The organism is Stenotrophomonas sp. YAU14D1_LEIMI4_1, assembly GCF_003086815.1.
Classification (GTDB): domain Bacteria; phylum Pseudomonadota; class Gammaproteobacteria; order Xanthomonadales; family Xanthomonadaceae; genus Stenotrophomonas.
On record NZ_CP025997.1, the window covers coordinates 3,923,769 to 3,939,050 of the forward strand.

Annotated in this window: 17 protein-coding genes and 2 tRNA genes; 7 read left to right on the forward strand and 12 right to left on the reverse strand. The window is 66.6% G+C overall.

The annotated features are described in order from the left end of the window. Positions 1-36: 36 nt before the first annotated feature. Together C1932_RS17950 and C1932_RS17955 are read left to right on the forward strand one after the other, a co-directional pair. On the forward strand, positions 37-1,935 hold the full coding sequence (locus C1932_RS17950) for an EAL domain-containing protein (protein WP_108763078.1): 1,899 nt from the start codon (positions 37-39) through the stop codon (positions 1,933-1,935). Then, the gene (locus C1932_RS17955; RefSeq protein WP_108763079.1) at positions 1,936-4,128 is read left to right on the forward strand and encodes a hybrid sensor histidine kinase/response regulator; all 2,193 of its coding nucleotides are present in this window, start codon (positions 1,936-1,938) and stop codon (positions 4,126-4,128) included. Between the two features lie 185 nt (positions 4,129-4,313). Here C1932_RS17955 and bfr read toward each other — a convergent pair whose 3' ends face one another. The 3 genes from bfr to C1932_RS17970 form a co-directional block, all read right to left on the reverse strand. Continuing rightward, on the reverse strand, positions 4,314-4,784 hold the full coding sequence (gene bfr, locus C1932_RS17960; RefSeq protein WP_108754386.1) for a bacterioferritin: 471 nt from the start codon (positions 4,782-4,784) through the stop codon (positions 4,314-4,316). 141 nt (positions 4,785-4,925) lie between these two features. Next, positions 4,926-5,132: a (2Fe-2S)-binding protein gene (locus tag C1932_RS17965; protein ID WP_057497541.1), complete on the reverse strand. Its 207-nt coding sequence runs from the start codon at positions 5,130-5,132 to the stop codon at positions 4,926-4,928. Positions 5,133-5,240: 108 nt separating this feature from the next. After that, positions 5,241-5,861, reverse strand: a complete 621-nt coding sequence (locus tag C1932_RS17970) for an RNA pyrophosphohydrolase (RefSeq protein ID WP_108751086.1) — start codon at positions 5,859-5,861, stop codon at positions 5,241-5,243. A gap of 121 nt (positions 5,862-5,982) precedes the next feature. Here C1932_RS17970 and C1932_RS17975 point away from each other — a divergent pair. Together C1932_RS17975 and C1932_RS17980 are read left to right on the forward strand one after the other, a co-directional pair. Further along, positions 5,983-6,059 (forward strand) — tRNA-Met (locus tag C1932_RS17975). A gap of 52 nt (positions 6,060-6,111) precedes the next feature. Next, positions 6,112-6,186, forward strand: a tRNA-Gln gene (locus C1932_RS17980). Positions 6,187-6,375: 189 nt separating this feature from the next. On the opposite strand, the gene rpsI is transcribed toward C1932_RS17980, so the two are convergent. Together rpsI and rplM are read right to left on the reverse strand one after the other, a co-directional pair. Continuing rightward, positions 6,376-6,768 carry a 30S ribosomal protein S9 gene (rpsI, locus tag C1932_RS17985; RefSeq protein ID WP_005411311.1) on the reverse strand — a complete coding sequence of 131 codons (393 nt, stop codon included), beginning with the start codon at positions 6,766-6,768 and terminating at the stop codon, positions 6,376-6,378. A gap of 2 nt (positions 6,769-6,770) precedes the next feature. Then, positions 6,771-7,199 (reverse strand): 50S ribosomal protein L13, encoded by a 429-nt coding sequence (gene rplM / locus C1932_RS17990; RefSeq protein WP_005414692.1) that lies wholly within the window; start codon positions 7,197-7,199, stop codon positions 6,771-6,773. Positions 7,200-7,396: 197 nt separating this feature from the next. Here rplM and coq7 point away from each other — a divergent pair, with 197 nt between their 5' ends. After that, positions 7,397-8,041: a 2-polyprenyl-3-methyl-6-methoxy-1,4-benzoquinone monooxygenase gene (gene coq7 / locus C1932_RS17995; protein ID WP_108763080.1), complete on the forward strand. Its 645-nt coding sequence runs from the start codon at positions 7,397-7,399 to the stop codon at positions 8,039-8,041. 117 nt (positions 8,042-8,158) lie between these two features. Here the strand turns inward: coq7 and sugE are convergent, their stop codons facing one another. Both sugE and speD read right to left on the reverse strand, forming a co-directional pair. Continuing rightward, entirely contained in the window at positions 8,159-8,479 is a 321-nt protein-coding gene (gene sugE / locus C1932_RS18000; protein ID WP_108751088.1) for a quaternary ammonium compound efflux SMR transporter SugE, read from the reverse strand. 166 nt (positions 8,480-8,645) lie between these two features. Further along, positions 8,646-9,440 (reverse strand): adenosylmethionine decarboxylase, encoded by a 795-nt coding sequence (gene speD, locus C1932_RS18005; protein ID WP_006473908.1) that lies wholly within the window; start codon positions 9,438-9,440, stop codon positions 8,646-8,648. Positions 9,441-9,589: 149 nt separating this feature from the next. On the opposite strand from speD, the gene crp reads away from it, so the two are divergent. Both crp and C1932_RS18015 read left to right on the forward strand, forming a co-directional pair. Continuing rightward, positions 9,590-10,279 (forward strand): cAMP-activated global transcriptional regulator CRP, encoded by a 690-nt coding sequence (gene crp, locus C1932_RS18010; protein WP_010482649.1) that lies wholly within the window; start codon positions 9,590-9,592, stop codon positions 10,277-10,279. Between the two features lie 76 nt (positions 10,280-10,355). After that, the gene (locus C1932_RS18015) at positions 10,356-11,117 is read left to right on the forward strand and encodes a sulfite exporter TauE/SafE family protein (protein WP_108763081.1); all 762 of its coding nucleotides are present in this window, start codon (positions 10,356-10,358) and stop codon (positions 11,115-11,117) included. A 116-nt stretch (positions 11,118-11,233) separates the two neighbouring features. On the opposite strand, the gene C1932_RS18020 is transcribed toward C1932_RS18015, so the two are convergent. From C1932_RS18020 to C1932_RS18040, 5 genes are all read right to left on the reverse strand, one after another. Further along, positions 11,234-11,950, reverse strand: a complete 717-nt coding sequence (locus tag C1932_RS18020; protein WP_108751090.1) for a haloacid dehalogenase-like hydrolase — start codon at positions 11,948-11,950, stop codon at positions 11,234-11,236. Then, complete coding sequence (trpC, locus tag C1932_RS18025; protein WP_108754390.1) at positions 11,947-12,741, reverse strand: indole-3-glycerol phosphate synthase TrpC; 795 nt, start codon at positions 12,739-12,741, stop codon at positions 11,947-11,949. The genes C1932_RS18020 and trpC overlap by 4 nt, the downstream gene beginning before the upstream one ends. A gap of 74 nt (positions 12,742-12,815) precedes the next feature. Continuing rightward, positions 12,816-13,847 carry an anthranilate phosphoribosyltransferase gene (gene trpD, locus C1932_RS18030; protein ID WP_108754391.1) on the reverse strand — a complete coding sequence of 344 codons (1,032 nt, stop codon included), beginning with the start codon at positions 13,845-13,847 and terminating at the stop codon, positions 12,816-12,818. Positions 13,848-13,863: 16 nt separating this feature from the next. Beyond that, positions 13,864-14,451 (reverse strand): aminodeoxychorismate/anthranilate synthase component II, encoded by a 588-nt coding sequence (locus C1932_RS18035; RefSeq protein ID WP_108763082.1) that lies wholly within the window; start codon positions 14,449-14,451, stop codon positions 13,864-13,866. 2 nt (positions 14,452-14,453) lie between these two features. Continuing rightward, positions 14,454-15,233, reverse strand: coding sequence for an SIMPL domain-containing protein (locus C1932_RS18040; RefSeq protein ID WP_108763083.1), 780 nt, complete (start codon positions 15,231-15,233; stop codon positions 14,454-14,456). Positions 15,234-15,282: the final 49 nt, after the last annotated feature.

A 15,282-nucleotide genomic window follows, 5' to 3' on the forward strand; every position in this document is an offset into this window, starting at 1 on the left:
CTTGCCGCATAATGGCCGTGAACATCAGGAGCCCCCATGGCCGCAAATGAATTTCCCGCGGGCGCCCGCCAAGGACGCGCTGAAACCCCACCTGCCGACCACTGGCAGCGCTGGGCCACGCCCGACGCCGCGCCCGCCGTGGCGGTGGCCGCTCCGGCGCCCCTGAGCCTGGTGCAGGCCACTACCGAACACGCCGCTGGCAGCGAGCTGCCGGCACCGCCGCCGCTGCCGTTCCCGCCGCTGCAGGGCGAAGCCGGCAACAGCGACGCCGCACCGCCCCCGGCCGATTCGCCGTACCGCGTACTGATCGTCGAAGACGACCGCGCGCAGGCCCTGTTCGCACAGAGCGTGCTGCACGGCGCCGGCATGCAGGCGGTGGTGCTGGGCGACCCGGATGCCGTACCGCAGGCGATCCGCGAACAGCGCCCCGACCTGATCCTGATGGACCTGCACCTGCCGGGCGTGGATGGCATGCGGCTGACCGCGATGATCCGCCAGCAGCCGGGCATGCAGCTGCTGCCGATCGTGTTCCTCAGCGGCGATCCGGACCCGGAGCGCCAGTTCGAAGTGCTGGACTGCGGCGCCGACGATTACCTGAGCAAGCCGATCCGGCCGCGCCACCTGATTGCCGCCGTGGCCAACCGCATCCGCCGCGCCCGTGCGCAGGCCGCCACCCTGCCCGGCGCCAACGGTGCACCGGCCACCAGCAACCCGGAAACCGGCCTGCCCACCCGCCATCACGTGCTGCAGCAGTTGAGCGCCAGCCTGGCCCACCACGGCCATGGCGGTGTGTTCTTCATCGAGATTTCCAGCGCGCTGGGCCTGCGCGAACGCTACGGCTACGCCGCATTCGAACGGCTGATGGTGCAGGCCGGGCAACGCCTGGCCGAAGCCGGCCATCCGCATCTGCTGGCGCGCCTGAACGACAACAGCTTCCTGCTGCTGGCCCGCGATGCCCACGAAGACCATCTGGAAACCCTGGCCGCCAACCTGCGCGAACAGCTGTCCGCCCGCGCCTTCGTGATCCGCGACGACGAATCGGTGCATCTGCGCGGCGTGGTCGGCTATGCGCCGCTGTCGCCCGGCTTCGACGATGCCACCAGCGCACTGGAGGCGGTCGAACGCACCACCCTGCAGGCACGACTGCTCAGCTCCGGCGTGGCCGGCCACGTGCACCGCCCCACGGTGAACGAGGAAGAGCACCTGGCCCTGCTGGAAGGCCAGCTGGAACTGGCCTACCAGCCGATCGTGGCGGTGGCCGGTGGCGGCAGCGCGCAGTACCAGCTGCTGCTGCGCCTGCGCCAGGAAGATGGCACCGTGCTGACCGCCGGCCAGGTGATTCCCGCTGCCGAAGCGGCCGGGCGCATTGCCGACCTGGACCAGCAGGTGCTGGAACATGCCATGGGCCTGCTGGATCTGTACCGCCACGCCACCCACCCGCTGAACCTGTTCGTCTCGCAGTCGCTGCGTACCCTGCAGCGCGATGCCTTCGCCGATTGGCTGCTGGAATCGCTGCAGCAGCGCGACCTGCCGGGCAGTGCGCTGGTGATCGACGTGCGCCTGCCCGATGCGCTCATCCACACCGTGCCGCTGCAGCAGTTCTGCCAGCGCATGGCCAGCGCCGGCGTGCGCTTCTGCCTGAGCCAGTTCGAACCCGGCAGCGAAGCCGATGCCCTGCTGACCCAGCTGCCGCTGGCCTTCGTGCGCATGGCCGCGCGTTTTTCCAGCAGCCATTCCAACCCGGGCACGCGCGAGGAACTGCGCCGTGCGATCGAACAGGCGCACGCCGCTGGCCTGCAGATCATCGGCCAGCAGATCGAAGACCCGCAGGCCGCGGCGGCCATGTGGGTGGGCGGTGTCGATTACATCCAGGGCAACATGGTGCAGTCGGCCGGCAGCGACCTGAACTTCGACTTCCAGAACGCGGTGCTCTGAGTGCCGCTGACGGTCGCGCTGCTGGCGGCGCTGTGCCTGGCCGCCGTGGCTCTGGCAGTGCTGGGCCTACGCCTGCGGGCGCGCGGCCGGCAACTGGCCGCCAGCCAGCGCGAACGCACCGTGCTGGCCAGCGAACGCGACCAGCTGCGGCGCACCACCGAACGCCAGGGGCAGCTGGAACACCAGCTGCTGCAGGCCAAGCAGGCCGCCGAAGCCGCCGTGCTGGCCAAGGGCGAATTCTTGGCCACCATGAGCCACGAAATCCGCACCCCGCTCAACGGCATCCTGCCGATGCTGGAACTGATCGCGCGCGGCCCGCTGGGCGACGACCAGCGGCAGATGCTGGCCACCGCATCGGCCAGTTCGCAGCAGCTGCTGCGCATCGTCGATGACATCCTGGATTACTCGCGGCTGGAAGCGCAGGCGCTGGAACTGGAAATCACCACGTTCAACCTGCGCGAACTGCTCGATGGCGTGGTGCAGCTGATGCAGCGCGCCGCCGAGTCGAAGGGGCTTTCCGTAAGCCTGCAGCTGGACCCGGCGGTGCGCCTGTCGGTGCGTGGCGATCCGGTGCGGCTGCGCCAGGTACTCAGCAACCTGCTGGCCAATGCCATCAAGTTCACCGCGCGCGGCCACGTGCAGCTGCGCGTGCAGCGGCTGGGCGAAGGCCCGGCGCAGCACCAGCTGCGGTTTGAAGTGATCGATACCGGCATCGGCATCGACCAGGCGCTGCAGGCGCGTCTGTTCCAGTCCTTCAGCCAGGCCGATGCATCGACCACCCGCCTGTATGGCGGCACCGGCCTGGGCCTGGCCATCTGCAAGCGCATCATCGACCTGATGCACGGCCAGATCGGCGTGCAGTCCACGCCCGGCCATGGCGCCACGTTCTGGTTCGAGATTCCGCTGTTGAAGGTGCCCGGCGACCTGCCGGCATCGGCCCGCGGCCCGGCCGCGCTGCTGCTGTACAGCGCCGACCCGCTGCTGCAGGCGCGGGTGGAACGCATTGCCGTGCACCACGGCCTGCAGGCGCAGGCGCTGTCCGATCTGGAGGCACTGGTGCAGCGCCTGCGCAGTGCGCCGCGGCCCGGCCAGCCGGCGCCGGCATGGCTGCTGGTGGATGCACGCCAGCGCCGCCAGGGCGAGGCCACGCTGCAACGCGCCCTGGCCGAGCGCGGCGACGACGACGCGCTGCAGGTGCTGTGGCTGCAGGATGATGCCGCGCCCGCGCGGCCGCGCCAACAGCAGTTGCCCGCCGCCTTCACCGACGCCGCCCTGCACACCCTGCTGGGCGCGCCCATGGCCAGTGCGCGGCCCTCCCCGCTGCTGGCGGCCGACGCCGGCGTGCCGCTGCCCACGCTGCCTGCGCTGGGGCTGCAGGTACTGCTGGTGGAAGACAACGCGGTGAACCGCATGGTGGCCGAGCAGCTGCTGAAGGTCTTCCAGTGCCAGGTACGCAATGCGGCCGACGGCGAACAGGCGCTGGCGGCCATGCGCGCCGGTGGCATCGACGTGGTGCTGATGGATTGCCAGATGCCGGTGCTGGACGGCTACAGCGCCACCCGCCACTGGCGGCATGAAGAAGCGCAGACCGGCCAGGCCCGCCTGCCGATCATCGCGATGACCGCCAACGCCATGGCCGGCGATCGCGAGCGCTGCCTGCAGGCCGGCATGGATGATTACCTGTCCAAGCCGATCGACCGCGAAGCCCTGCACACGCTGCTGCAGCGCTGGGGCGGCGCACCCGCAATCGTAGAGTCGAGCTTGCTCGACTGCGATCAACATGACGATCAACATGGCGATAGTCGAGCAAGCTCGACTCTACCAGCGCCCGACAAAGACACTCAGCCGCAGCCGGTGCTCGACCGCAGCGTGCTGGAGGAACTGCAGAGCGTGATCGGTCCGGCCGCACTGCAGATCGTGGCCGTGTTCCTGGAAGATGCACCGCTGCTGGTGCAGCAGTTGCAGCAGGCCGCACAGGGCGAAGACATCGAGCGCCTGCAGGCACTGTCGCACAGCCTCAAATCATCCAGCGCGAATGTGGGTGCGCTGTCTCTGTCGGCCGTGGCCACGCGCATCGAGCGCGAAGCCCGCGGCGGCACGCTGCAGCGCCCCGCCGTGGCGGTGGCGCTGCTGGTGGCCGAATTCGCCCGTGCGCGCGTGGCGCTGACCGGCTACCTGGGGCAGCACCGGTAACCGGTAGAGTCGAGCTTGCTCGACTGCCTTGGCCCCTTGGTAGAGTCGAGCTTGCTCGACTGCCTTGGCCCCTTGGTAGAGTCGAGCTTGCTCGACTGCTTCAGGCAAAAACAGTCGAGCAAGCTCGACTCTACAAACCGCGGGTAGAGCAGTCGAGCAAGCTCGACTCTACGCTGCGGGTTCCATCACTCTTCCAGCTTGCTCAGCAGGTACTTCGGCTCGCCAATGCGCTCGATCAGGTCCAGCTGGGTTTCCAGCCAGTCGATGTGCTCTTCTTCCGAATCCAGGATCTTCACGAACAGCTGGCGGCTGACGTAGTCACCGACCGAATCGGCATAGGCCACGGCGTCGCGCAGGGTGACCACGCCGTCGCGTTCCAGCGACAGGTCGCACTGCAGGATCTCGGTCGGGTTTTCGCCGATGCGCAGCTTGCCCAGCGCCTGGAAGTTCGGCAGACCTTCCAGGAACAGGATGCGGTCGGCAAGCATGTCGGCATGCTTCATCTCGTCGATCGATTCCTTGTACTCATGCTCGGCCAGTTCCTTGATGCCCCAGTTCTTGAGCATCTTGGCGTGCAGGAAGTACTGGTTGATCGCGGTCAGCTCGTTGTAGAGGACCTTGTTGAGGAATTCGATGACCTTGGTGTCGCCCTTCATGGGGATGCTCCTGCACGCTGAAAACGCGGGCACTGTAACCCCTTGCGCGCGAGCGTGAAGGAACGCGAATCGTGCGCATTGGCCAGTGCAGCCAGCAGCAAGGCGGAAGGGGGCGCGGCGTCAACGCCGCGCGAAGGCGGATCAGGCCGCCTGCAGGCCCAGCACGGGCAGCGGCAGGTCGTGCGTGGCCAGCGCCTTGGCCAGCAGGTCGCCGGCCATGTCCAGGCAGGAACCGCAGGTGGCGCCGCAACCGGTACGCATGGTCAGCTCGCCCACCGACGTGACGCCCTGCGAGGCGGCTTCACGGATCTGGTGGTCGGTAACACCATTGCAGATGCAGACGTACACGGGCAGGAACCAGGCTGACAGGCCGGAAGCGGCCTGGTCGCTATTCCAATGCAAACGAGAATGGTTGTCAATCAATGACCTGAACCATTCTCGCTACCGTTCAGGCCACTAGGTGGCCGGACCGTCGCCCTGGGCCTTCTTCGGCCAGTACCCGCGGCTGCGCGGGCGCTTGCGTGGGCGGTCATGGCCGGCCGCCTGGCCGGGCATCCAGGCCTCGGCCGCGCTCTTGGGCATGGAGGTGACCCCCTGCCCCGCCACCCCGCGTGCCAGCGGCGCCAGATGGCGCAGGGCACGGGCGTAGACGCCACGCTTGAACATGACCACGTGTTCCACCGGGTACCAGAAATCGACCCAGCGCCAGTGGTCGAACTCCGGCGAGTCGGTATGGTCCAGCCGCACGTGCGACTCATCGCCAGTCAGGCGCAGCAGGAACCAGACCTGCTTCTGGCCGATGCAGACCTGCCGTTCATTGCGGCGGATGGCCCGCGCCGGCAGTTTGTAGCGCAGCCAGCCCGGTGTCGCGCCCAGCACTTCGACGTGCTCGGGCAGCAGTCCGGTTTCTTCCTGCAGTTCACGATACATGGCTTCGACGGGGGTCTCGTCGGTGTTCATTCCGCCCTGCGGGAACTGCCAGCCATCCCGGCGCACGCGTCGTGCCCAGAATACCTGCCCGTCCTGCCGCATCAGCACAATGCCGACGTTCGGTCGATAGCCGTCCGGATCGATCACGATGCGGACTCCTAAGAAAATCTACTGGCTGGGACTATCCCATGACGCCTGTCAGGCCACAAGCACGTTACAAAGGTGTTGACAGGCCCAGTACACATGCGCAGAATAGCGGGCTCACCAAGGCTATGTAGCTCAGCCGGTTAGAGCACAGCACTCATAATGCTGGGGTCGGTGGTTCGAGTCCACCCATAGCCACCACATTGAAGTTGTTTTTCAATGTGAAAAATGTGAGAATAGTTGTTCGCGACATTGCCCCGTCGCCAAGCGGTAAGGCACCTGACTCTGACTCAGGCATTCGGTGGTTCGAATCCATCCGGGGCAGCCACATTCAAGAAAGGCCAGATCGAAAGATCTGGCCTTTCTTCTTTGCGCGCGCATCACTGGGGGTCAGCGCCTTTTCCTTCGGAAAAGAATCCGACCCCCAATCCCCTGAAACGACAAAAGCCCGGCCGAAGCCGGGCTTTTGCGTTTCCAACCAGCGGGCTCCCGAAGGAGCCCAACCAGGCGCAGTGGATCAGCGCTTGGAGAACTGGGTGGCGCGACGGGCCTTGTGCAGACCGACCTTCTTACGCTCGACTTCACGGGCGTCACGGGTCATGAAGCCAGCCTTGCGCAGCTCGGACTTCAGGGTTTCGTCGTACTCGACCAGTGCACGGGCGATGCCCAGACGGATCGCACCGGCCTGGCCGGTGGTGCCGCCGCCAGCGGCGGTGACCAGGATGTCGAAGCTTTCGGTGTTCTTGGTCAGCTCGAGCGGCTGGCGCACGATCATGCGCGCGGTCTCACGACCGAAGAACTCGTCCAGCGGACGGCCATTGACGGTGATGTTGCCCGAACCCTTGCGCAGGAACACGCGAGCGGTGGAGGACTTGCGGCGGCCAGTGCCGTAGTTTTGAGTGATAGCCATGATTAGATATCCAGAACCTGCGGCTGCTGTGCGGCGTGCGGATGCTCAGTGCCGGCGTAGACCTTGAGCTTGCGGTACATCTGGCGACCCAGCGGGCCCTTCGGCAGCATGCCCTTCACGGCGATCTCGATCACGCGCTCCGGGTGGCGCTCCAGCGCCTGTGCCAGGGATTCGGTCTTCAGGTTGCCGATGTAGCCGGTGAAACGGTGATACATCTTGTCCTGCAGCTTCTTGCCGGTGACGGCAATCTTTTCTGCATTGATGACGACCAGGTAGTCGCCGGTATCAACGTGGGGGGTGTAGACCGGCTTGTGCTTGCCGCGCAGACGGCGGGCCAGCTCGGTGGCGAGACGGCCCAGGGTCTTGCCCTCGGCGTCGACGAGGTACCAGTCGCGCTGGACGGTCTCGTTCTTGGCAGTGAAAGTGCTCATGAAGAACTCTAGGTTAGGTCGGGCTCATTGCGGCGAAAGGCTCGCCGGAACTCTGCCACGCGTTGTGAAAAGGTGAAGCGTAAGAGGTGGGATTGTACGCACCCGGCCTGCCCGGTGCAAGCGCCCCCCTGTCCTGGGTTGGCAGGGCCCGGGCGCCGGGCGAGAATCGCAGGTCTCCCCGCCCCACCCGTGCTGCCATGACCGCGCTCCGCCAGACCACCCCGCTGGACCACCTGCTGACCGAGGCGCAGCGCGCCCTGGACACGGTGTTCGGCAACCCGCCGGCCGCCCGCCCCTACCCAGCCGCGGGCACTGACGAACCGGGCATGGACCGCGCGCAGCGGCGCCACGCCGCCGGCCTGATGCGCATCAACCACGTGGGCGAGGTCTGCGCCCAGGGCCTGTACTTCGGCCAGGCTGCCGTGGCCCGCGATCCGGCCACCCGCGAACACCTGCTGGAAGCTGCGCAGGAAGAAACCGACCACCTGGCCTGGTGCGCCACCCGCCTGGGCGAGCTGGACAGCCGGCCCAGCCTGTTCAACCCGCTGTGGTACGCCGGCAGCTACACCATCGGCACCCTGGCCGGGCTGCGCGGTGATGGCTGGAACCTGGGCTTCGTGGTGGAAACCGAGCGCCAGGTGGAAGCCCACCTGGACGAGCACCTGGTGGACCTGCCGCCGGGCGATCTGCGCAGCCGCGCGGTCATCCAGGTGATGAAGGAAGACGAAGCCCGGCACGCCGAGCACGCCGAACAGGCCGGCGCACGCCGCCTGCCGTTCCCGATTCCAGGCGCGATGGCGCTGGCATCGAAGGTGATGAAGACCATCGCCTACCGGCTGTAGGGAACCCTTGGGGTCGGATCCCTTTCCCAAGGGGAAAGGGCTCTGACCCCTTACGGTCCGTGATCCATGATGGGGTCAGAGCCTTTTTCCCGTGGAAAAGGGATCCGACCCCGTCAATCAATTGGGCGACACCAGCTTCAGGCCGATCACGCCGGCCACGATCAGGGCCACGCAGCCCAGCCGCGCCGGCGAGGCGCTGTCGTTGAACAGGAAGATGCCCAGCACCGCCACGCCCAGCGCGCCGATACCGGTCCAGATGGCGTAGGCCGTGCCGACCGGGATGCTCTTCATCGCCTGGCTCATCAGGTACAGGCTGATCAGCGCCGAGACGACGGTGGCGGCGGTGGGCAGGGGCTTGCTGAAGCCTTCGGAGTACTTCATTCCAATGGCGAAGCCGATTTCGAACAGGCCGGCCAGCAGCAGATAGATCCAGGGCATGGGTGGGGTCCTTACCTTGTTGAACAAAAACGAAACGGCCCGGTGTTTTCACACCGGGCCGTAGGTCGGTACATCGCCGTGGAACCAATGATTGCGCAGCATTCGGTTCCACGGGGCGGGTCGTCCCGCCTGGGTGGGCGATGCCAAGGGGCATCGCGCACGGGTGTTACTCGGACAGATTGCGGCCGTGGAACAGCTCTTCGATCTCGCGCTTGAGCAGCGCTTCGATCTTCATGCGTTCCTTGAACGACAGGTTCTTGGCCTTTTCCTCGAACAGGTACTGGTCCAGGTCGAAGTCCTTCAGGTGCATCTTCGTGTGGAAGATGTTTTCCTGGTAGACGTTGACGTCGAACATCTCGTAACGCGACTTGATGTTCTTGGCCAGGAAGTTCTGGATCGAGTTGATCTTGTGATCGATGTAGTGCTTCTTGCCCTTCACATCGCGGGTGAAGCCACGGACGCGGTAGTCCATGATCACGATGTCCGATTCCAGGCTCTCGATCAGGTAGTTCAATGCCTTCAGCGGCGAAATGACGCCACAGGTAGCCACGTCGATGTCGGCGCGGAAGGTGGCGATGCCTTCCTGCGGGTGCGTTTCCGGATAGGTGTGCACGGTGATGTGCGACTTGTCCATGTGCGCGACCACGGCATCGGAGATCAGCTCCTTGCCGGCCTGCTTCTTGTCGATCACCGGTTCTTCGGAGATCAGGATGGTCACCGAGGCACCCTGCGGATCGTAGTCCTGGCGGGCCACGTTCAGGATGTTCGCGCCGATGATCTCGGCGACATCGGTCAAGATTTGAGTCAGCCTGTCGGCGTTGTACTCTTCATCGATGTATTCAATGTAACGCTGACGCTCCTCTTCGGTGCGCGCGTAACACACGTCATAGATGTTGAAGCTCAGCGCCTTGGTGAGGTTGTTGAAACCCTGCAACCTCAGGCGAGGCAACGGCTTGACCACGGCGGTCGATTCCTGTGTGAGATGGGAAAGGGGGAATTATGGGGCAAACTGCCCGCCGGGGGAACGTGAAGGGCTCACGCATCTGGCACACTATTTGCCCTTAACAGGTGCGCTGGTTAAGCTCCGCCATCGAACCCGTGAATCCGTTCATGCGCAGAGGGAGCGCCCCTATCGTGTCAACCGTGCGCCTAGCTAGCAGCCCATTGGCCTTGGATATCGCCACCATCGATCGCTTCTTGGCGCACAGCCATCGGCGGCGTTACCCCACCCGTACCGACGTTTTTCGCCCCGGGGACCCGGCGGGAACGCTGTATTACGTCATCAGCGGCTCTGTCTCGATCATGGCCGAGGAGGACGACGACCGCGAACTGGTGCTGGGCTACTTCGGTGCCGGCGAGTTCGTGGGCGAAATGGGCCTGTTCGTGGAATCGGACCGCCGCGAGGTGATCCTGCGCACCCGCACGGCCTGTGAACTGGCCGAGATCAGCTACGAGCGGCTGCACCAGCTGTTCCTGGGCCCGCTGTCGGCCGACGCCCCGCGCCTGCTGTACGCGCTGGGCCAGCAGATCTCCAAGCGCCTGCTCGACACCAGCCGCAAGGCCAGCCGCCTGGCGTTCCTGGACGTGACCGACCGCATCGTGCGCACCCTGCACGATCTGGCCCAGGAACCGGAAGCAATGAGCCACCCGCAGGGCAGCCAGCTGCGCGTTTCGCGCCAGGAACTGGCCCGCCTGGTCGGCTGCTCGCGTGAAATGGCCGGCCGCGTACTGAAGAAGCTGCAGACCGACGGGTTGCTGCATGCCCGCGGCAAGACCGTGGTGCTGTACGGCACCCGTTGAGCACGCCCGGTGGGTGCGGACCTTGGTCCGCACACCATCGCACGCCCCGCACATGCGCATCCGCTAGGCTCGGTGCATGGAACTGAGCAGCGAATTCTGGTGGTTCATCCTCATCGGCCTGGGCGCACAGCTGGTCGATGGTGCGCTGGGCATGGCCTTTGGCCTGGTGTCATCGTCGGTGCTGCTGGCCATGGGCATCCCGCCGGCGCAGGCCAGCGCCGCTATCCACACCGCCGAAGTGTTCACCACCGGCGCGTCCGGCGTGTCGCATCTGGTCGCCGGCAATGTCGATAAACGCCTGTTCTTCCGCCTGGCCCTGCCCGGTGCCCTGGGCGGCGCGGTGGGCGCCTATATGCTGACCCAGCTGCCGGGCGACATCATCCGCCCGCTCATCTACCTGTACCTGCTGGTGCTGGCCATCCTCATCCTGGCGCGTGCAGCCGGGCGCTGGATGCCCAGGGGCGAGATCCGCCGGGTTCCGGTGCTGGGCTTCTTCGCCGGCCTGCTGGACGCCAGCGGCGGCGGTGGCTGGGGCCCGGTGGCCACCTCCACCCTGCTGGCCCGCGGCGGCCAGGCGCGTACCACCATCGGCACGGTCAACGCCGCCGAGTTCGTGGTCACGGTGACCATTTCGGCCACCTTCCTGCTGTCGATGGGCCTGCAGCACCTGCAGATCGTCGCCGGCCTGTTGATCGGCGGCATGATGGCCGCGCCGGTGGCGGCGATCCTGGTCAAGCGGGTGAAGGAACGCTGGGTGCTGGTGGCGGTGGGCGTGCTGGTGCTGGGCATCAGCCTGTTCCAGATCGGCCATGCGCTGGGCGGTTACCTGGGGCGCTGACGGCCCGCCGGGCATGGCCCGGCGCTACCCGCGCCTGTTCCGGTAGCGCCGGGCCATGCCCGGCGGCTCTTCGCGAAAAGCAGTCGAGCATGGCTCGACTCTACAACAGACGCCGGTCAGGCCTTGTCGCCGCCGCGGTCGACGCAGCCCCAGTTGAGGATGCGGGTACCGGCCGGCAGCACGCTGCGGAAGAAGTCGACCTTGGAGCGCTTCGGGTTCACCACCACCGGCGCCTTGGCGGCCAGCAGCAGCGGCAGGTCGGCGGTGCTATCCGAATAAGCGATGTCGATGTCGCCATAGCCGCGCTCGCGCAGCATGCGCATCTTTTCCTCGTTGTGGCAGTGCCGGGTCGGGCCGACCCCGCCCAGGCGCGGGCCCACTTCGGTGCCGATCACCGGCACATCCTGGTGGGCCACGAACGCCAGGATGGCGCGGGCCAGCTCCGGCGGCGCACCGGTCGCCACCACCACCCGGTCGCCCTTGGCACGGTGCGCGGCGAATACGTCCAGCGCCTGCGGCAGCAGCTTGGCGCGCATCTGCTGCTCGTTGCGGATCACGTAGGCGTCGATCACCCGGTTGAACTCGCGCGCCCGGTGCAGGCCGAAACTGCCGATCCACACGTAGACCGAAATGCCGGTACGGCGGGTCGGCAGCATTGCCACCAGCGGCCCGGCGATCGGCGTGACCAGCAGCGCGGCCAGCATGCGCAGTGGATTGCGCTTGATCAGCGAGGCGAACAGGTGGGTGCCCGAATCACCGTCGTAGAGAGTGTGGTCGAAGTCGAAAACGACCAGCGGCGCATCCTCGCGCGGCGTTGGATAGTGCGTTGTCATGCCCCGAAGAATAGCTGACGCAGGCCCTCACCCGGCTCTTCCACGCGCATGAAGGCCTCGCCCACCAGGAACGCATGGATGCCGGCGTCGCGCATCAGGGCCACGTCCTGCGGGCCCAGGATGCCGCTCTCGGTCACCAGCAGGCGGTCGCGCGGCACCGCCTTCTGCATGTCCAGAGTAGTCTGCAGCGAGACCTCGAAGGTGCGCAGGTTGCGGTTGTTGATGCCGATCATCGGCGCCGGCACCTGCAGCGCACGCTCCAGTTCATCGATGTCGTGCACTTCCACCAGCACGTCCATGCCCAACGACAGCGCCAGTTCGGACAGGGTGGCCAGCTGGGTGTCGTCCAGCGCGGCCACGATCAGCAGAATGCAGTCGGCGCCCAGCACGCGGGCCTCGTACACCTGGTAGGCGTCGATCACGAAGTCCTTGCGCAGCACCGGCAGCGTGCAGGCCTCACGGGCCTGCTGCAGGTAGGCATCGGCGCCCTGGAAGAAGTCCACGTCGGTCAGCACCGACAGGCAGCTGGCGCCGCCGAACTCGTAGCTGACGGCGATATCGGCCGGGCGGAAGTCGGGGCGGATCACGCCCTTGGACGGGCTGGCCTTCTTCACCTCGGCAATCACCGCCGGGTCGCCGTTGGCCACCGCCGCCTGCAGCGCGCGCACGAAGCCGCGCACCGGGGGGGCACTGGCCACGGCCGCCTGCAGCGCCTCCAGCGGGCGCTGGGCGCGGCGCTGGGCCACTTCTTCGGCCTTGCGGGCCAGGATCGTCTGCAGGATGTCGCTCATCGTCGTCGCTTCGGTACTGGGGCGGTGAGGACGGCCATTATCGGCCATCGGGTGGGTCAGGCTGAACCGTGCGCTCAGGCAACCAGCGCGCGGGTGGTATCAACGTACTGCTGCAGGCGCTGGCGGGCACTGCCGTCGGCGATGGCGGCACGGGCACGGGCCAGGCCGTCGCCGATGTCGCTGGCCACGCCGGCCACGTACAGGGCTGCGCCGGCATTGAGCGCCACGATGTCCAGCGCCGGGCCGGCCTGGTTGTCCAGCACCGCGCGCAGCATCTGGATCGACTGCTCCGGGCTGTCCACGCGCAGGTTGCGGCTGGCCGACATGGCAATGCCGAAGTCTTCGGGGTGGATCTCGTATTCGCGCACCTTGCCGTCGCGCAGCTCGCCCACCAGGGTGCCGGCGCCCAGCGAGATCTCGTCCATGTTGTCGCGGCCCCAGACCACCATGGCACGTTCGGTGCCCAGCTCGCGCAGCACGCGCGCCTGGATACCCACCAGATCGGGGTGGAACACGCCCATCAGCACCGACGGTGCGCTGGCCGGGTTGGTCAGCGGGCCGAGGATGTTGAAGATGGTGCGCACGCCCATCTCGCGGCGGACCGGCGCGACCACCTTCATCGACGGGTGATGGATGGGCGCGAACATGAAGCCGATGCCGGTCTGCTCGATCGCCGCGGCCACCTGCGCCGGCTGCAGTTCAATGGCCGCGCCCAGCGCTTCCACCGCATCGGCACTGCCGGATTTGGACGACACGCTGCGGTTGCCGTGCTTGGCCACGCGCGCGCCGGCGGCGGCCGCCACGAACATCGCGCAGGTGGAAATGTTGAAGGTGTGCGAGCCGTCGCCACCGGTGCCGACGATGTCGACCAGGTGGGTGGTATCGGCCACCGGCACCGCCAGCGCGAATTCGCGCATGACCGTGGCGGCCGCAGCGATCTCGTCGATGGTTTCCTTCTTCACCCGCAGGCCGGTGAGGATGGCGGCGGTCATCATCGGCGAGACATCGCCGCGCATGATCTGCCGCATCAGGTCGACCATTTCGTCGAAGAAGATTTCGCGGTGCTCGATGGTGCGTTGCAGGGCTTCCTGGGGGGAGAAGCTCATGGGAATGCTCCTTGGATCAGGCCGCCGGGCGCTGCAGGAAATTGCGCAGCAGGGCGTGGCCGTGTTCGGTGAGGATGGATTCGGGGTGGAACTGCACGCCTTCCACCGGCAACTGGCGATGGCGCAGGCCCATGATCTCTTCGATCGAGCCGTCCTCGTTCTCGGTCCAGGCGGTTACTTCCAGCGCGTCGGGCAGGCTGGTCTTGTCCACCACCAGCGAGTGGTAGCGGGTGGCCTGGTAGCGGTCCGGCAGGCCGGCGAACACGCCCTTGCCTTCATGGCGGATGGGCGAGGTCTTGCCGTGCATGATGTTGCCGGCGCGGATGACCGTGCCGCCGTAGACCTGGCCGATGCTCTGGTGGCCCAGGCACACACCGAGGATCGGCGTGGTCGGGCCCAGCCGCTGGATCAGCTCCAGCGACACGCCTGCTTCATTGGGCGTGCACGGGCCGGGCGAAATGACGATGCGCTCGGGTTTCTGCGCGGCGATCTCGTCCACGCTCATCGCATCGTTGCGCACCACCTTCACTTCGGCGCCCAGCGTCTGCAGGTACTGCACGAGGTTGTAGGTGAAGCTGTCGTAGTTGTCGATCATCCACAACATGGTCAGGTTCCGTCGCTTATCAGGAAAATGGCGTACACGTTTTCGGTGTAGGTGATGGGGCCGGCTTCGATGGATTCGCGCGTACCAGGCTCAGGCGCTGCGGCGTAGCCATGACTGCCGGTCACCGAGATCCGGTCCAGGTTCTGGCCATCCTCGTCCAGCTGGGGCCACTGCCCGGCCTGGATGCCGTAGGCGAAATCCGGTGCCACATCGGAAATGCTGTACAGGCCGCGCAGCGACGTTCCATAGGCCTTGGCCAGGCCCTGCGCCGATTCACGGGTCTGGGCCGCTGCTTCAGTCTTCAGCTCGCGGCGCAGTGCGACCTCACCGGAGTAGGTCGGGGCGACGCTGCTGACCTGCACATGCTCATTCGCTTTCAGCGCGGCCAGCACGTCCTGCATCTGCTTCACGCTGGCAAAGCTGGCACGCAGCTGGCGCGAAACGCGGGTACCAATGAACACCTGCCGGCTGTCCTCATAGCGCGTGGCGGGGCCGATGCGCAGGTTGTCCGCGCGCACGCTGCCGTCCACCGCCTTGTGCTGCTTGAACAGCGCTAGCGCGCGCGCCACGTTGTCCTGCACGCGGCGGCGCGCCGCATCGGCATCCATGTCGGTCTCTTCGATGTGCAACTGCAGGCCGAAGCGGTCGGGCATCACCGTGCGGGTGCCCTGCCCCTTCACCAGCAGATGCGGCTGCGAGGGAATGGTATTGGCCTGCGCCCACGCGGACGGGGCCATCGAGGCCAGCAGCGACGACCACAGCAATGCGCTCAGCGGCTTCATGCGGTACTCCTTGTCTTCGGTGGGAACAGCGGAAGGTGCCGCGGCGCAG

Bases quoted from the DNA above. Each gene is read 5' to 3' on its own strand.
- C1932_RS17950 (WP_108763078.1), top strand. From the start codon at position 37: ATGGCCGCAAATGAATTTCCCGCGGGCGCCCGCCAAGGACGCGCTGAA.
- bfr (WP_108754386.1), bottom strand. From the start codon at position 4,784: ATGAAGGGCGACACCAAGGTCATCGAATTCCTCAACAAGGTCCTCTAC.
- rpsI (WP_005411311.1), bottom strand. From the start codon at position 6,768: ATGGCTATCACTCAAAACTACGGCACTGGCCGCCGCAAGTCCTCCACC.
- rplM (WP_005414692.1), bottom strand. From the start codon at position 7,199: ATGAGCACTTTCACTGCCAAGAACGAGACCGTCCAGCGCGACTGGTAC.
- coq7 (WP_108763080.1), top strand. From the start codon at position 7,397: ATGACCGCGCTCCGCCAGACCACCCCGCTGGACCACCTGCTGACCGAG.
- sugE (WP_108751088.1), bottom strand. From the start codon at position 8,479: ATGCCCTGGATCTATCTGCTGCTGGCCGGCCTGTTCGAAATCGGCTTC.
- crp (WP_010482649.1), top strand. From the start codon at position 9,590: ATGCGCAGAGGGAGCGCCCCTATCGTGTCAACCGTGCGCCTAGCTAGC.
- C1932_RS18015 (WP_108763081.1), top strand. From the start codon at position 10,356: ATGGAACTGAGCAGCGAATTCTGGTGGTTCATCCTCATCGGCCTGGGC.
- C1932_RS18020 (WP_108751090.1), bottom strand. From the start codon at position 11,950: ATGACAACGCACTATCCAACGCCGCGCGAGGATGCGCCGCTGGTCGTT.
- trpC (WP_108754390.1), bottom strand. From the start codon at position 12,741: ATGAGCGACATCCTGCAGACGATCCTGGCCCGCAAGGCCGAAGAAGTG.
- trpD (WP_108754391.1), bottom strand. From the start codon at position 13,847: ATGAGCTTCTCCCCCCAGGAAGCCCTGCAACGCACCATCGAGCACCGC.
- C1932_RS18035 (WP_108763082.1), bottom strand. From the start codon at position 14,451: ATGTTGTGGATGATCGACAACTACGACAGCTTCACCTACAACCTCGTG.
- C1932_RS18040 (WP_108763083.1), bottom strand. From the start codon at position 15,233: ATGAAGCCGCTGAGCGCATTGCTGTGGTCGTCGCTGCTGGCCTCGATG.